The 16,481-nt window shown below is 38.9% G+C and carries 15 protein-coding genes and 1 pseudogene; 8 read left to right on the top strand and 8 right to left on the bottom strand.

Translation table 11 applies throughout. The features are described from left to right. Positions 1-5: 5 nt before the first annotated feature. Positions 6-2,441: a glycerol-3-phosphate 1-O-acyltransferase PlsB gene (gene plsB, locus GNP35_RS14515; RefSeq protein WP_155696972.1), complete on the top strand. Its 2,436-nt coding sequence runs from the start codon at positions 6-8 to the stop codon at positions 2,439-2,441. Positions 2,442-2,559: 118 nt separating this feature from the next. Here the strand turns inward: plsB and tesB are convergent, their stop codons facing one another. From tesB to GNP35_RS14495, 4 genes are read right to left on the bottom strand one after another with little or no spacing between them, the layout of a single operon-like run. Continuing rightward, the gene (tesB, locus tag GNP35_RS14510; RefSeq protein ID WP_155696970.1) at positions 2,560-3,432 is read right to left on the bottom strand and encodes an acyl-CoA thioesterase II; all 873 of its coding nucleotides are present in this window, start codon (positions 3,430-3,432) and stop codon (positions 2,560-2,562) included. An 8-nt stretch (positions 3,433-3,440) separates the two neighbouring features. Then, positions 3,441-4,517, bottom strand: a complete 1,077-nt coding sequence (locus GNP35_RS14505; protein WP_414153704.1) for a potassium channel family protein — start codon at positions 4,515-4,517, stop codon at positions 3,441-3,443. A 15-nt stretch (positions 4,518-4,532) separates the two neighbouring features. Continuing rightward, positions 4,533-6,350, bottom strand: a complete 1,818-nt coding sequence (locus GNP35_RS14500) for a DUF885 domain-containing protein (protein ID WP_155696966.1) — start codon at positions 6,348-6,350, stop codon at positions 4,533-4,535. 11 nt (positions 6,351-6,361) lie between these two features. After that, positions 6,362-7,015 carry a TetR/AcrR family transcriptional regulator gene (locus GNP35_RS14495; protein ID WP_155696964.1) on the bottom strand — a complete coding sequence of 218 codons (654 nt, stop codon included), beginning with the start codon at positions 7,013-7,015 and terminating at the stop codon, positions 6,362-6,364. Positions 7,016-7,214: 199 nt separating this feature from the next. Here GNP35_RS14495 and GNP35_RS14490 point away from each other — a divergent pair, with 199 nt between their 5' ends. Further along, entirely contained in the window at positions 7,215-8,033 is an 819-nt protein-coding gene (locus GNP35_RS14490; protein WP_155696962.1) for a GGDEF domain-containing protein, read from the top strand. 181 nt (positions 8,034-8,214) lie between these two features. On the opposite strand, the gene GNP35_RS14485 is transcribed toward GNP35_RS14490, so the two are convergent. The 3 genes from GNP35_RS14485 to GNP35_RS14475 are packed head-to-tail and all read right to left on the bottom strand — an operon-like array spanning position 8,215 to position 10,717. Next, on the bottom strand, positions 8,215-9,687 hold the full coding sequence (locus GNP35_RS14485) for an EAL domain-containing protein (protein ID WP_155696960.1): 1,473 nt from the start codon (positions 9,685-9,687) through the stop codon (positions 8,215-8,217). Continuing rightward, complete coding sequence (locus GNP35_RS14480; protein ID WP_155696958.1) at positions 9,635-10,156, bottom strand: LapD/MoxY N-terminal periplasmic domain-containing protein; 522 nt, start codon at positions 10,154-10,156, stop codon at positions 9,635-9,637. The genes GNP35_RS14485 and GNP35_RS14480 overlap by 53 nt, the downstream gene beginning before the upstream one ends. Positions 10,157-10,201: 45 nt before the next feature. Beyond that, on the bottom strand, positions 10,202-10,717 hold the full coding sequence (locus tag GNP35_RS14475; RefSeq protein WP_155696956.1) for a hypothetical protein: 516 nt from the start codon (positions 10,715-10,717) through the stop codon (positions 10,202-10,204). A 185-nt stretch (positions 10,718-10,902) separates the two neighbouring features. Between GNP35_RS14475 and ubiE the strand changes: the two genes are divergently transcribed. The 3 genes and pseudogenes from ubiE (at position 10,903) to ubiB (ending at position 13,922) form a co-directional block, all read left to right on the top strand. Beyond that, the gene (gene ubiE, locus GNP35_RS14470; RefSeq protein WP_155696955.1) at positions 10,903-11,664 is read left to right on the top strand and encodes a bifunctional demethylmenaquinone methyltransferase/2-methoxy-6-polyprenyl-1,4-benzoquinol methylase UbiE; all 762 of its coding nucleotides are present in this window, start codon (positions 10,903-10,905) and stop codon (positions 11,662-11,664) included. After that, positions 11,661-12,269 (top strand): ubiquinone biosynthesis accessory factor UbiJ, encoded by a 609-nt coding sequence (locus GNP35_RS14465; protein ID WP_155696953.1) that lies wholly within the window; start codon positions 11,661-11,663, stop codon positions 12,267-12,269. Before ubiE ends, GNP35_RS14465 begins: the two co-directional genes overlap by 4 nt. After that, positions 12,266-13,922: pseudogene (gene ubiB, locus GNP35_RS14460) on the top strand (ubiquinone biosynthesis regulatory protein kinase UbiB). The gene GNP35_RS14465 and the pseudogene ubiB overlap by 4 nt, the downstream one beginning before the upstream one ends. A 5-nt stretch (positions 13,923-13,927) precedes the next feature. On the opposite strand, the gene GNP35_RS14455 reads toward ubiB, so the two are convergent. Continuing rightward, on the bottom strand, positions 13,928-15,031 hold the full coding sequence (locus GNP35_RS14455; RefSeq protein WP_155696951.1) for a hypothetical protein: 1,104 nt from the start codon (positions 15,029-15,031) through the stop codon (positions 13,928-13,930). A gap of 97 nt (positions 15,032-15,128) precedes the next feature. Between GNP35_RS14455 and tatA the strand changes: the two genes are divergently transcribed. From tatA to tatC, 3 genes are read left to right on the top strand one after another with little or no spacing between them, the layout of a single operon-like run. Continuing rightward, positions 15,129-15,365 (top strand): Sec-independent protein translocase subunit TatA, encoded by a 237-nt coding sequence (gene tatA, locus GNP35_RS14450; RefSeq protein ID WP_155696949.1) that lies wholly within the window; start codon positions 15,129-15,131, stop codon positions 15,363-15,365. A gap of 2 nt (positions 15,366-15,367) precedes the next feature. Then, positions 15,368-15,751 carry a Sec-independent protein translocase protein TatB gene (gene tatB, locus GNP35_RS14445; RefSeq protein WP_155696947.1) on the top strand — a complete coding sequence of 128 codons (384 nt, stop codon included), beginning with the start codon at positions 15,368-15,370 and terminating at the stop codon, positions 15,749-15,751. Next, on the top strand, positions 15,751-16,473 hold the full coding sequence (gene tatC, locus GNP35_RS14440; protein ID WP_155696945.1) for a twin-arginine translocase subunit TatC: 723 nt from the start codon (positions 15,751-15,753) through the stop codon (positions 16,471-16,473). The genes tatB and tatC overlap by 1 nt, the downstream gene beginning before the upstream one ends. Positions 16,474-16,481 lie beyond the last annotated feature (8 nt).

Here is a 16,481-nt window from a genome sequence, read left to right as displayed (position 1 = left end):
TTTTTATGTCCATTTTAAATGTTTTAATGTATTGGTTAACTCGTCCTTTCATTCGCACTCAACTAGTTACTGACGAGAAAAATAGCGAAAGCGGTATAGATTCGTCTAAGCCAATTTCCTACGTATTGATGACAGATTCATACACAGATAAGCTTGCTTTAAAGCAAGCGGCCAAGCGTCTTAACTTACCATCACCTTTTGGCTCTATTGATTTAGACAGCGACTCAGTTAAAAGAACGATTGGTGTTAAGCCGGTAGATTCTATCTTTTTGAACAAAGACCATCACGCTAAAAAAACCGTAAAAACGGGCCAAGCGATGCTGGAATTAGTAGAGCGTACGGGCAAAGATATACAGTTTGTACCGGTTATGATTTGCTGGGGTCGTAACCCAGGTGTCGAAAAAGACACAAATCGCAAAACTCGCTTAATGGACATTATCACACAAACTTTACAAGCATCTCCGTTTCGTAAGTTCATGATTGTATTGCTTTATGGTCGCAGCAGTTTTATCAGAATTAGTAAGCCAGTTTCATTGCAAAAAATGGTTAATGACTATGGCCCATCTGAAGAAACAGCACACAAGTTAGTGCGTGTTGCTCGTATTCATTTTGAACGCCAACGCATAGTTGCAACTGGCCCTAAAGTGATGGAACGTCAGGCTTTTTTCAATAGTATGCTAGCCAGCCCCGCACTTAAAAAAGCGCTGCACGAAGAAATGGAATCTAAAGATATTTCCCTGGAAGAAGCAAAAGCAAACGCTAAAAAGCTTCTTGAAGAAATTGCAGGCGACTACAACGAAAACTACATTCGAATGGGCTCTCGTATCCTGACTTGGGTATGGAACAAAATTTATAACGGTATTCGTGTTCACAATGCTGACAAGTTAAGAGACTTAGCACAAAAAGGTCATGAGATTGTTTATGTGCCGTGCCATCGCAGCCACATGGATTATCTTTTACTAACCTACGTTATTTATCATGAAGGCTTAGTGCCGCCACATATTGCTGCCGGTATTAATTTAAACTTCTGGCCTGCGGGTCCTGTATTCCGTAAAGCTGGTGCATTTTTCTTACGCCGAAGCTTCAAAGGCAACAAGTTGTATTCTGCAGTATTTCGTGAGTACCTTTCGCAGTTGTTCATTAAAGGTTACCCAGTTAAGTATTACACCGAAGGTGGCCGTTCTAGAACGGGTAGATTGTTATCACCTAAAACTGGCATGTTAGCCATGACGATACAGTCAATGCTTCGTGGCGTAGATCGCCCAATTACCCTTGTGCCTGTTTACATTGGTTACGAACATGTAATGGAAGTAAATACCTATCTAAGTGAATTAAAAGGCAAAAGCAAAGAAAGTGAATCGATTTTTGGTATTTTTAAGGCAATCAAGAATCTTAAAAACTATGGCCACGGTGACGTGAATTTTGGCGAGCCAATTAGCCTAAACGAAATAATGAACGAACAAGCACCAGATTGGCGTTCGTTAATTAATCCGGTGGATGTGGTGAAACCAAATTGGTTAACGCCAGTTGTTAATCATACAGCCAATAAAGTCATGGGCTCTATTAATGATGCCGCGGTTTTAAACACGGTTAACTTGTCGGCATTGGCGCTACTAACCTCTGACAGCCATGCTTTACCACGAGTAGAAATGGAAGCGTTAATTGAGTTTTATATTGGCTTACAGACTTCGGTCCCTTATTCAAACTTAGTGAAAACGCCAACAGAGTCAGCCTCTGCCATTATTGATGAAGCCATTTTACTAGAGAAAGTAGACTCTGATAGTGACGAATACGGCACGATTATTAAGCTTGATGACAAAAATGCTATTTTGATGAGTTACTACCGAAACAACGTGGTTCATTTGTTTGCTATTGCCGCTATTGTTGCAGCTGAGTTAACACACTCTAGTAAAACATCGTCAGATAAAATTAAACAAAAAGTGACAAACATTTTACCGCTACTTAAAAACGAAATGTTTATTACCACAGAAGATGTAGACGGTTATGTTGATAAAATAATAGGTTACTTTGCTCAAAACGATATTATTGAAGTAAGCGATGACACCTTGTCTATTCGTAATCGCTCTTCGTTAGGCAGCCTACAATTAAGCCTACTGGCGAAAATAATGAAAGACACATTGCAACGTTATGCATTGGCGTTTAATCGTATACAACAAGTTCACGGCATACAGCGCAGTGAATTAGAAAGCGACTGCTTAAAATTAGCCAAGCGTCTTCTTACTTTGCACGACATTAAAGCGCCAGAGTATTTTGACAAGAAGATCACCTCAAGCTTTGTATCTTGTATCAAAGAACAAAAGTATGTTGAGACGGACGAAGCTGGCTTGATGCACTTAACGGACGCGGGTAAAGCCACTGCTGAAGATATTAACTCTCTGCTAGAGTCAGATATTTTGCAGTCATTGCAATCACTGGGCTAGGTTCAGGTTCAGGTTCAGGTTCAGGTTCAGGTTCAGGTTCAGGTTCAGAAAAGCATAAAAAAACCTTGTTGAAAAACAAGGTTTTTTTAAGAAATCAGTGTATACAAATTATGCGGTACTACGATTTTGGAAACGCCTTGTAGTCTCGAATCACGCCTTCTTGCATTGCCGACGCAACTAACTCACCTTGCTGGTTAAAGAACTGCCCTTTAACCAATCCACGGCCTCCGCTTGCGCTTGTGCTGTCCATATCAAACAATATCCACTCATCCATTCTAAATGGGCGATGGAACCACATAGAGTGGTCAAGCGTCGCCACTTGCATGTCTCTTAGGATGTGGCTGCGGCCATGTGGAAACAATGCCGTTGGTAAAAAGTTAAAATCCGATGCATATGCCAACAAATAACGATGGATACGCTCATCGTCAGGAAGGCTCCCATTCGACTTTATCCACACTTGACGACGACCTGGCATTTTTTCAGGTGCGAAAGGGTCATTAACTTGTACGTGACGAATTTCTATTGGTTTTTCACCGGCAATAATAGAACGCAGCGTGCCCGGTATTTTATCAATGTTTTCTTGGAAAAACTCATGCTCAGACTTTAAGCCTTCAGGGCCAACAACATTTGGCATTTCTGGGCTATGTTCGTAACCTACTTCTTCCGTTTGAAACGACGCCGTCATATAAAAAACTGGCTTACCATACTGCAATGCTCTTACACGACGAGTACTAAAAGAGCGACCATCACGAATATTTTCTACGTCATATACAATTGGTTTTTGATCGTCACCAGGGCGCAAAAAATAACTATGGAACGAGTGAACAAAACGGTCTTCAACAGTTTCTTTTGCTGCACTTAGCGCTTGGCCAATAACCTGACCACCAAAAACACGCCCAAAACCTAAGTTTTGACTTTGACCTCGGAACAAACCTTCTTCAATTTTTTCCAATGCCAAATGGCCCAACAAATCTTCTAAAACTTTACTCATTTCAACCCTTATTTAATCACGTACTTGCTTACTGCTTGCCAATTGACTTCATTAGCTATGATGCGTTGTTTGGAAATATAGTGGATGACACACCCTGGTTTGATCACATAATCGTTACCCGGGTTAAGCTTCATTTCCATACCAATCCTATCTTTGGCAACCGCCAACAGAATTGCATCGTGGTTTTGCTTTAAATAATAAAACAACTGCCCAAATTGACTTGATGGCGCACCCTTTGGTATTTCAGTAGAAAACTGAGTAACACCACGAAGTGTAGACATCATTTCTTCTAATAGCTTGCTGCTACCTGGATCTTGCATTGATCTTACTAGCATTTCTGCAGTTCTAGACGAGTTTGCTTCAACATTGGTCGTGTAGTTTTTTAGCATTTCTACTTTTTCGTCTTCATCAAAATACGCAGAAATATGGCAATCATCAGCAATGATTTTGCTCAACTTTAATGCGGTGGTGAAAGTCATGTCGTCGTTTTCACAGTCCACAATAACTCTATCCGCCTTTTTAGCAGCAATTCGCTCTAGCTCTTCATTATCTGTAAACGAACGTAACCTAGCGAATTCCACCATGCCATTTTCATAAAACGGATGCTCCATCTCTTGTGTTACACACAGCAATATTTTTCGCTGTTGCCGCTTGTCGTCGCCTAAGATGTGCTCAATAATTTTTCCAGTACGGCGTTCATGCCAACCAAAAATTAAAATGTGTGTATCTAAATAACGAAAATCTTTTTCACCCGTCATAACTTGCCTCAAAACCTTTCCAACCGATTGACCCATCTTGCCAAGGAGCGCACCAAAAATAGCGAGCCCTAATGGAATTTGAATTAGCGCAACAATGTATTTGCCCGCTTCACTTGTAGGACTCAGGTCGCCATAACCAACCGTACTTGTTGTCACTACGTAATAATAGAGATACTCATGAAAATCTAGTAAGGCGAGTTCACCAGCCCATCTCAACAACACCCAGCTTAAGGTTGAATGTAATACCAACAAGGTGACAAGAGCAGGCCAGGTAATCTGACTAAATTGTTTCCATAAGAATCGGGTAAATTTGTTTACCACCAAAATGGATTCCTTTATTTTTTAATTAGTTGAATCTTGTAACTTCTGTTTTTGTAACCTTTCATCAATATAACGCTGAATTTGGCGTTCTAACTGAGATAAGGTTACCGAGCCGTTTTTCAATACTTGGTTGTGAAACTCTCTGACGTCAAAGTCGTTTCCTAACATTGATTCTGCCTTTTTTCTCAAGCGCTTAATAGTAATCTCACCTATTTTATAAGACAACGCTTGTGCAGGCCAAGAAATGTATCGGTCTACTTCTGTTTGGATGTTATGAGCCGACAACGCGCTATTTTCTGTCATTAAATCAATAGCCTGCTGTCTAGTCCAGCCTTTCATATGCATGCCAGTATCAACCACCAGCCTTAATGCACGCCACATTTCATAAGTTAATCGACCAAAGTTTGAATAAGGATCTTGATAAAACCCAACTTCAAGCCCTAGCCACTCAGAATACAGCCCCCAACCTTCGCCAAATGCGGAAATATAATATGACGAACGATATTTAGGCGTGTCTTTTAACTCTTGCGTAAGTGAGATTTGTAAATGATGTCCTGGTACTGATTCATGCAAAGTTAATGCTTCAAGCTCATAAAGAGGTCGTCGATCTAATGCGTAGGTATTAACCCAATAATATCCAGCGTCTGTATCGCTAGAAGCAGAAATGTATCGGCCTGTTGTGTATTTGGGTGCAATGTGTACCGGCACTGGAGCAACACCATAAGGCGTTCGTGGTAACACATTAAATAGCTTAGGTAATTGCGCATCCATTTTTTTAGCGATAAAGCTCGCTTCCATTAATAACTGCTTTGGAGTGGTTGCGTAGAATGTAGGATCAGTTCGTAAATACGATAAGAAGTCTGAAAAGCTTCCGTCAAAGCCTGTTTTAGCAATCACTTTTTCCATTTCAGCTCTTATACGCGCGACCTCACTCAGACCAAGCTGATGGATCTCATCAACGGACATATCGGTTGTGGTGTAATGCTTAACTCGGTTTTTATAGAACTCAATACCATTAGGAACCGTTTTAAACGCAATATCGTTTTTGGCCGCAGGTATATACTCTTCCAACATAAAGGTTCTAAATGAAATATAAGCCGCATTTACCTTTTCTGTAATCACCTGCTTTGCTCGGTTTTGAACTTGTTGCTGTTCATCCACTGACAAAAAATCAATGTTTGTGAAAGGTTGATAAAAAACGCTTTGTTCCGGATTTATAGCGACTAGACCATCAATGCTTTGCTCGTAGCCTTCTAGTACCAATTTAGGTTGGGTATAACCGGTTTTGATGCCTTCTCTCATCCACGCTATATTCTGATCAAAATAAACCCCAAAGGCTGACAGCCGTTGAAAGTAGAACTCTATGTCTTGTTTGGAATTGAGCTTTGTGCTGCTTGGTAAAAAGGCTAACGATGTATGAAAGCCACCCTCTGATGTCAACGGAATATAGTGGCCTTTGTAGACAATTTGGTCATATTCGTTTTGTAAGCGGTGTAATAACGTTTGCTGATTAATTTGATCTTGTTCCGATAACACAGCGGTTTCAAACTGCTTTATTTCAGATATCCACTTGGCGAGTTTTTGCTGTTTTGCTTTGATGCCTGAAGGTGATAAGTCAGGTAACGTACCGGCTAAGCTGTTCGCATCCTCAGCTTTTGATGTAAAAGGATTAGACGCTTGGTATTCTTGCCATACTTGTTTAGATACTTCAGAGAAGCGTTTTTTAGACTCAACCTCAAGACTCGCGCACGCACTCAAAGACAATGCTAGGAGAGAAAGCAGGACAACTTTTAACACGATAGCTTTTGATAACGCAAAGAGGCTCAAACATTTTTTCATTTTCATTCCGCTTATTTATTTTTCTGTAAAAAAGAATGCCACGGCTTACTTTTTTTAGATTGCAAAGTCGTTTTTATGTACGCATCCCAGACTGGCTTTGCAGCATCGGCTGCCATCGCGATAAACACTTCTTTTTTAGGTTCTTTTTCATCATACAGAGATTCTTCCAACCAAACCAATTGGATTGAACTCATGGTGAGTTTGACCATTTGATACCAACGATCACGTTCTTCTTTAAGCACATTTACTGTTTGGCTATTTGTTAAAACGTTATCTAATGTATTTTCTCTATCTAATAGATATTGTTTTTTATCTTCAGTAGATAAACTAGAAATAAGCATGCCATCCGCCAAAGACATTAGCTTACTAAATATAGGTTGCTCAAACCAAAACAACGCGACTTGCTGAATGTCTCTTAAGTGTAATTCTCGCCTAAAATTAGATACACATTTTGCGTACAAGTCTTGATAAATATCTAAAAACAAACGTTCTTTCGAATCAAAGTAAATATATACCGTTCCTTTGGCAAACCCCGCTTGCTTAGCAATCGCTGATACTGGCGGAAGTTCACTTACATTACCCGATAACAACTCAACGGCTGCATCAATAATAGATTGTTTTCTGGCTGATTTTTGAGCGTCGCTGCGTGCTTTGGATGTCGCCATTTAGTTACTTTAAGACCTTTTGCTAAAAATTATGAATTAAACGCCAATTATTGCAGTATTTCCTTGACCTGAAAATAAAAGGTAATTAGTTTACTAGCCTAACCTATAAAATTATTCTTGTGTTGTTGAGATTGTACATTCATTTTTCCCATACAATCCCCATGAAACATTTTAGTGTGTCGTTCGGAGTCGTTAGTTCATGAAATATCAGGATACTATGGAGCAAGCAGACCAAAAGCTACAAAAAGCTTTGGGGTTTTTAAAGCAATTTCGCTTGCCAGCTAGTCCAGTTAACTACAGCGTAGTGTATGAGTATGTTTCTAACTCAAATGCTGAGCTTTGTTCTGAATTAGATGCTGATATAAAGGCTGGCCGAACCATTGACTCTTTCTTAATTGAGTCTTTATATAATCGCCACATCCTAGTAGCGGACACTTCACAAGGTGCTTTAGTAAAAGACATTAACGCTGTGGTTAATGCAACTAATCGACATGCCTCTAAAGCTCAAAAAGACACTTCAAATTACATCACAATGTTAGATGAAGGCTTATTATTGCTAGACAAGTCTGACATTCAAACATCGCAACAAGTAATAGAACGACTGCTAAATGTGACCTCATCGATGAAAAGTGCTCAAAAGGTGTTAGTGAATGCACTTAAACAAGCACAAAAGCGCACTGAACAATTGCAACAGCGCATAGATGAAGTTGAAGAAAGCAGAAAACTAGATCAGTTAACTGGCTTGTTTGATCGAAATGTCATGAATACCACTGTAGATATGTGGCTACAAAGCGACATCAACAAAATTGCTGCTATTGCGATTAATCTCGACCACTTTAAACAGTTTAATGACAATTACGGCGTCACAGTTGGTAATGTTATTTTGTCTAAGGTAGCGCAAAAGGTTAAGAGTTATGTATCAGCCTCGGGCTTACCAATAAGAACTGGCGGTGAAGAGTTTTTAATTCTTATCCCTGAAACGTCAAAACAAGCAGCCAAAGAAGTGGCTGAAAAGTAAGACTTGGCGTAGAAAAACTGCAGTTTATTAATGCCAAAAGCAAAGAAAAACTACCGAAGATAACGGTTTCACTTGGTGTGACCGAGTATACCGAAACACTAGGTTTAGAAGGCACTATTCAACGTGCAAACTCTGCCTTAAGAATGGCAAAAGCCACAGGACGCAACCGAGTATTTGTTGACTAAACCTGCTCAAATATAGAAATAGGCTTAGCAATTTTAAAGCCTTGAATACCAGCACAACCCACTTCTTTTGCTAACTCAATTTGTTCATCCGACTCGATATTAGGAATAATAGCTTTAACGCCTAATTTTGAAACCAGTTCACAAATCATTTTTAGATAATCACGATTATTATCTGTTGAGTCTTTTTGTATATATCGACTGTCTACTTTTAACCAATGTAATTTCATATCTGAGAATCTGGATAGACTGCTAGAGCCTCGTCCAAAGTGATCTATCGCGATTTCAATACCATGATTAGCAAGCTTGAAGCTGATATCTCGAGCATTAGAGGTATGCGCTAAATCAATTTCATCAAATTCCAAGATGATATTTTTCGCTAACGCAGGTTCTTCGTTCAACCATTTTATTAACCAGGTTTGAAAGACTTCTGAGTCGAATGAGAACGCAGAAATATTAATAGAGATTTTGTCTTTAAGTGCACCTAACTGGTAGTGTTTTTCCACTTCCATTAGTACCTTTTTATCTAAAGCCGGAGTGACTTCAAATTTTTCCGCTAAAATAAGCACCTGAGGTAACGACAGCGGTTGTTCATCAATAGAAAGCTTTGTATAAAGCTCAGTAAACAACTTTTCTCCGCTAATTGGATCAATGACTGGCTGAGTAAAAAATTCGACTCGTGAGCGCTCTATGGCGTGTACAACTTCTTGTTTAGATTTAAACAATGTATTGTTATTTGATTCGCCAGTGGACTTGTCCATGTAAAAGCGTTTATGGCTTTTTTTCGCATATTTTAGTGCTTCGTCAGTTCTTTTAGTAAGTGACACGGATGTATCGTGCTCTAGTATCTCACTGGCACCAACAAAACATCCACCAAGCTGTTCTAATGGCTCACAATCTTCAAGCTGCCTAACAATTAGCTTACTGGACTCTAAAATATCGGATGTTCCTTGGTGTAATAACAGCAGCGCAAAGTCTTGCTCATTTAGTTGAAATAACGGGGCGTTTTTCCCCATACCCGTCACTCTTTCAACCACTTTAACTACATAGCTAATCACATCTTGATAAGCAGAAAAGCTCTGGTCATGCCGTAACTTGGTTAAGTCATTTAAATGAATCATTACCAGACCGCCCATTAGGCGTTCGCTTTTACGGTTTAAGAAATCAGCAAGTGTTAGTTGAAAATACTCTCGATTAGGTAAGCCACTGCTTGCTTCGTGATATAAATTGTCTTTTAAGTCGTCTAATTGCTTTTGTTGCTGGGAAAAGAGCGCCTGAATTTGAGTTGTCATACTGTTGTGTACTTCAATAAGCTGTTCGAACTCAGCAATACCAGAATGATCAGTGATTTGGGTAAAGTGTTTATTTGTGACCGCGGCGGCTTGGTTTTTAACTGCAAGAATTGGTTTTAGTACTATGTTAATCAATGCAATGCCCATGGCCCACGCAATCACACCAACAAATAATGTCACCAACAAAATATCTAAGAAACTGACGCCAAACAAATTGATAAAAAGCAAAAGGGTGAGTTTGAACTTCTAAAAATGCGACTCTGTCGAGCCCATTATATATTTCTTTTTCGCCCACAATAGGCTCAATTGGAAACAGTTTTATAAACCAACTAGGCACATCCGCTACTTGGTCTAATTCACTACGTTCATAAAGTATCGGCATAAAGTTTTCATTGCCGTATAACGTGATACGCGAGTAATTTCCAGAATCATAAAACACATCTATTTTTGATTTAAATCTGTCTTTCTCACCCTCTATCACTAACTTTGCAATAGGTTCAACTAAGTATTGTGCTGAGGTGCTTGATTGATTTACTAACTCTTGAATGGTCAATTGACGAATATTCAATAAAGACAGCCACGCATAGCCGATGACTAACAGCCCAATAATTACACTGTGGATAACCACCAACTGACGTGATAACTTCATAATTTCCTGCGACTTTTGTTATTATTTTTATATTTTGTCTGAGTTCTATGTATTAGAAGAGCGAGTGTGACTGCGGTTTGATAAAACTAGTTCAGGATCTAAAACAGACAGAACATCAACTTCTGACTGAATTCTTTTCACTGTTTTTGTTCGGTCGATAACATCGGAAGACGTAATAAGTTTAATTTTATCAGCGGTATACCAAGCTAACCAAACTTGTCTAGACAAGTCTTTTTTATCTTGCACATACACTAGTCTAAATTGTTCTTTTGGTAAGCCAAGGTCACTTAACATTTGCCACTTTGCAAACGCTAATTCAGCTTCGTTACCATAACCACTTTGAAATAATTGTTCAGGAGATTGAACTAATTTGGTTTGTTTTTCATCTTGAAGGTTAATTAATGTACTTAGTGCTTGAATGCGATCCACTTTTTCTACATCTGTTAACATTGCACTTTGTAATGTCAATTGTTGCAATTGAACGCGCAGCATCGTCTGCTGATTAGCGTCAGCAAGAGATATAGTAAAAAGCATAGTTACGAAAACAACAAAAATTCGCATTAGAAGAGCTCAAAAATTATTCAACAAATTCCAGTTTAGCAAATACTCATGATTTTTAAACGGTATTTTTCTAAACCAACCTCAAAGAAGTAAAGTATTACATTCTTTGGTAACTGACTATTTGGTATTCCACAAACATTTCAGTAAACTAACCACAACTTATTCCACTATGACGCGAAGATCAAATGAAAACTGAGAATGAACCTGCAGGTAAGACCCATTTTGGCTACCAAACGATAGATAAAAACGACAAAGAAAAAATGGTAGCAAGTGTTTTTCATTCAGTTGCAGCAAAATACGACATCATGAATGACTTAATGTCTTTTGGAGTTCATAGGTTATGGAAACGTTTTACCATAGATGCGAGCGCCGTTAGACCAGGTAATAAAGTACTCGACTTAGCTGGCGGTACAGGTGACCTAACCCGCAAGTTTAGTGAGATTGTAGGGCCTACAGGACAAGTTGTATTAGCAGACATTAATGATTCGATGATCAAGGTTGGTCGTGAAAAACTTCGCAATAAAGGTTACGTCGGCAACATTGAATATGTTCAAGCAAATGCAGAAGCATTGCCTTTTGCTGATAACACGTTTGATTTAGTAACCATCGCGTTTGGTTTACGAAATGTTACAAATAAAGATAACGCTTTAGCTTCAATTTTTAGAGTTTTGAAACCAGGTGGCCGATTATTGGTTCTAGAGTTTTCAAAACCGCAACAAGAATGGCTAAACAAAGCGTATGACTTTTATTCATTCAATATTCTGCCTTCTATGGGTCAAGCTATCGCTAATGACAAAGAGAGTTACCAATATTTGTCAGAGTCGATTCGTATGCACCCTGACCAAGATACCCTTAAATCAATGATGGAAAACGTTGGTTTTGAACAAGTTGGCTACCATAATTTAACTGGTGGTATTGTTGCACTCCATAAAGGATTCAAATTTTGATTCTATTGCAGCAAGCACTATTTTCTATTGCAGAGCCAGCTTTAAATAAAGCACTAAGGCATGATCATTCTGCTGCTGCAAAACTTGCGTCACTCGAAAACAAGTCGTTAAGTGTTGAGCTGACGGATATTAAGTTGTCCGTCAATATTGGCGTGTTTAATGGTGCAGTTCGTATTTCTAGCGAAACTAGCCAACGACATTGTTTTGTAAAAACCGAGCTATCACAACTTAAAAAGTTGTCTGACGCTTCCCAAATCACCTATCTAATTAAACAAGACTTATTGGAACTCGAAGGCGAGCTAAGTATTGCCCAACGGTTTTCATCACTATTTATTGAAAATGACATAGACTGGCAAGAGTGGGCTTCTAATTATTTAGGCGACGGCTTAACTCACCGTTTATTTAGTTCAGGTAAGCAAGCGGTTGCCACAATTAAACGCAAACAAGTTGATTTGGACTACACAGTGCACACAGCACTAACAGAAGAGCTAAAAGTAGTTCCAACGTCTATTGAACTGAGACATTTCTCTGACCAAGTTGATTCTGTTTCAGCAAGAACTGAAAAGCTGTTGGCATCAATAAAATCCGTTAAGGACACACTGTGAAACTAGTGCGATTTTTTCAAATATTTCATACCTTTCTTTATTTTCGCCTGTTTGATCTAATCCCAAAGCGAGTTCAACCTTGGTACTTAAGAGTCTTGCTTGGTTTCTTTTTTTGGTATCCAAAAGCACCTAAAAATCAGTCCAAACATATTAACTTAAGGCTGGCGCTTGAAGGCTTAGGGCCAGTTTGGATAAAGTTTGGCCAAATGTTGTCGACTCGCAAAGATTTGCTTTCTCCAGAGCTAAGCTTAGAGCTTACTAAACTGCAAGATCAGGTACCGCCGTTCTCCTCTGAGTTAGCAATTAAGACCATAAAACAAGAGTTGAACTTAACAAACATTAACGACTTACTCATTGATTTTGAGCCCGAGCCGTTGGCATCAGCCTCAATTGCACAAGTTCACTGCGCGACTATTAACTTAGGTACCGTAGAATCGCCCGATCACAAAGATGTTGTTGTAAAGGTCATCCGCCCAAATATAGAAAAGCTTATCCAAGCTGATGTTGCACTCATGTTAGTCTTCGCTAAGCTTGTGGACTTTGCACTGGCTGAGTCTAAACGACTTCGCCCTGTTGAAGTGGTAGAAGAATACAAAAAAACCATTCTTAACGAACTCAATTTACAACAAGAAGCGGCTAACGGCTTGCAACTTAAACGTAACTTTGAACAGTCGGATGATTTATATATACCTGATATTTACAGTGACTTTTGTACTCAAAACGTGTTGGTTATGGAAAGAATATACGGAATTCCAGTTTCCGACATTGCCCAATTAAATGCTCAAGGCTCTGATCTTAAAAAATTAGCAGAACGCGGTGTTAGAGTGTTTTTCACTCAGGTATTCAGAGATAGTTTTTTCCATGCTGATATGCACCCGGGCAATATTTTCATTTCAAAAGAAAACCCTTCAGATCCGCAATATATCGGCATCGACTTTGGCATTATTGGGACATTAAATTCTGAAGACAAACGTTACTTAGCTGAAAACTTTGTCGCCTTTTTTAATCGCGATTACCTTAAAGTTGCTCAATTGCATGTTCAATCTGGCTGGGTTTCCTAGTCATATTAACGTTGAGCAGTTTGAAATGGCTATTCGCTCTGTGTGCGATCCTATATTTAACAAGCCTTTAGAAGATATCTCGTTTGCCCAAGTATTGATTGGTTTATTCGATACGGCTCGTCAATTTGAAATGCAAGTGCAACCTCAACTAGTACTACTGCAAAAAACCTTACTTTATGTTGAAGGACTTGGACGTCAGTTATACCCGAAGTTAGATTTATGGGAAACGGCAAAACCATTTTTAGAAGACTGGGTAAGCGAACAGATGGGCGTTAAAGCTTTTTTAAAACAAACGAAACAAAACTTGCCTTACTGGTTAGAAAAAGCGCCGCAAATGCCTGAATTAGTGTTCAGCAGCTTAAAAAGTATTGAAGCTATACCAAAAATGAAGCAAGACTTAGTTAGCGAATATACGCTTATGCAACATCGCCAACAGAAGTTTTTTAAGCGCTTGTGTATCTTTAGTATTAGCTCACTAGCAGTGCTTTTAATTACTTTGTTTGCCGATGTAAATAATGACCAACGTTGGTTTGTTGCCGATTGTTTATTAGCTTTGTTGGCAGCGATTAACGCTTGGAAATTAAGAAAGTAGCGACTTTAATTGAAGCCATAATGCGCTTCAAAACGCAGTGCAATTCCTATATCCCTTTCAAATTCACCATAGATATGACCATTTTGAAAGTCTTCGACTAACCTAGGCCGATTAAACTCAACGAATGGTTCAAACTCTATAAATATCCAACTGCGAATGGCTTTTTTACGGATTCTTACGCTTAATTTATAAAACTCGGGCCTATAATCTGGCTCCACAACACCGGCTGCGGTCGCACCAATAATAAGCGCAGTTTCATTACTTAGGGCTGAAATAGAATAAACACCATTTCGCCAAGTTGCAGCATCAAAACTCTCTCTGTCTTGAAGTAAGTAACTGACTCTTAGTTCGTTTTTTAAGTTTAACGCATAGGCACTGTCAAACAACAGGCGGCCACCAAGTCCATCTGAGTAGTAGTATTCAATCGCTGGCTGTAAATAAACGGTCAGCTTGTTCGATAACAGCTTTTTATTATATGTTAAGCCGGAACGAACATAGACTTGGCCATCTCCAGTACCAATTCTCGAGGCGCTACTAAAGTTTTCTGAAGAACTGTGCATAAACCTGACTGCTGCGCCTAGTGAGCGTTGACTCGACTTTAAAGCTTCAGGACGAACGGTTTCATAAGGTAAGCTATTTAGGTCTTCTTGTTCATTATCGGAAAAAATAATTTCCACTTTGTTTTCTAAATTGGGCAACTTCGCCTTTACCCTGAATTTTATTGGAAAATTATCCCATTCACTTTCTTTTGGCTCCCAACCTACGTTGATATGCCCCCACGCTTTTGCTTTATTTCTGCCCATTTCCGACTCAGTAAACTTGCCATCTATCCAATTGGCAGTCCAATCCATCGATGAGCCTACGGTTTCCATCATAGAGTTAACATCTACGAATAACACTTTTAGCCTTTCTTCTTCGTTAGGGCCTTCAACTTCGCGTGAGACTTTACATAAATCAATGGCTGCTTTTGAATTTTTGGTTTCAACTTGCGCGGAAGCGCATGCACTATTTTCTGCATTTGTTTGAAGTAGGACTGATTTTGCGGAAGTTTTGTTACAGAACAATAATAGAACTATAACTACTAATCCGTGTAGGTTATATTTGTGCATAGTGTCCATATTAGTGAGTATTAAAAAGAGTCATATACATATGATTTGGTCTAATATCACTTTATAATAGCAGGAATTTATTAGGAAGGGGTTCATTATGGGTTTTGGTGGCATAAGTATTTGGCAACTAGTGATTATTTTAGTAATTGTTGTGCTTTTATTTGGAACAAAAAGACTAAAAAATATTGGTTCAGATCTGGGTTCAGCTGTAAAAGGTTTTAAAAAGTCAATTAACGATGAACAAGCAGTAGAAAAGAAAGAAGATGCATCGGATCAATTATCAAGTGATGCTGACTTTTCATCGAGCACAAAAAAGAATCGGAAAAGTAACTAATCATGGGCTTTTGGGAATTTATTGTAATCGCAATTGTAGGCACTATTGTTTTAGGTCCGGACAAATTGCCAGGCGCATTACGAAAGCTCGTTCAAATGAAACGAAAATTATCTCAAATGACGCAAGGGCTGAGTGCTGAAGTTAATGAACAGCTACGTATTCATGAGCTACATCAAAACCTCAAAGAGGCTGAGAAGAACGGTTTAACCGGTCTATCACCTGAGGTTCAAAATTCCATTAATGAACTTAAAGATGCAGCCCGAAGCGTAAATCCTAATTTTATTGATGATTCACCAGCGCCTTCTGTGAATAAACAAGAAGAGCATCAGTTACCAGACGCTGGACAGGAACAAGCAGTGCCTAAAATGGACGTTAAACAAAAATAATGACGACTTCATCAACACCACCACTCATTGAGCACTTGATTGAGATAAGGCAACGCCTTATTAGGTCTGTTTTAGCTGTACTAATCTGTTTTATTGGCCTGGCTTACTTTGCTAACGATATTTATACACAAGTATCACAGCCCCTTCTAGATGTTATGCCAAGTGGTGCAAGTATGATTGCCACTGATGTTGCAGCACCCTTTTTCACACCTTTCAAAATGGCCTTCATGTTTGCCTTAATGTTGGCATTTCCAATTATTTTGCATCAAATGTGGGGGTTTATTGCACCTGGTTTATATAGCCATGAAAAGAAACTCGCGGGCCCTATATTATTCTCTTCTGTTTTCTTGTTTTATGGCGGCATAGCATTCGCTTACTTTGTTGTATTTCCTATCGTATTTTCGTTTTTCACAAGTGTAGCACCTGAGGGTATAACTATTGCCACTGACATTAGTAGTTACTTAGATTTCATATTAAAGCTATTTTTTGCTTTTGGGCTGGCTTTTGAAGTGCCTATTGTCGTTTTTGTTTCTTGTTGGGCTGGTGTAACGACGGTTGAGACTTTAAAAAATAAAAGACCATTAGTTATTGTTGGTGCTTTTGTTTTAGGGATGTTACTGACTCCACCCGATGTTATTAGTCAGACATTATTGGCTATTCCTATGTGGCTGCTGTTTGAGCTTGGTTTATTCTTAGCCACTTTGGTTAAGCCTCGCAAATAAAAGGGCGG

Source organism: Psychrosphaera haliotis, assembly GCF_009728465.1.
Taxonomy (GTDB): domain Bacteria; phylum Pseudomonadota; class Gammaproteobacteria; order Enterobacterales; family Alteromonadaceae; genus Psychrosphaera; species Psychrosphaera haliotis.
The sequence above is the reverse complement of the archived record's forward strand: the minus strand, read 5'-3'. Positions and strand labels throughout refer to the sequence as shown.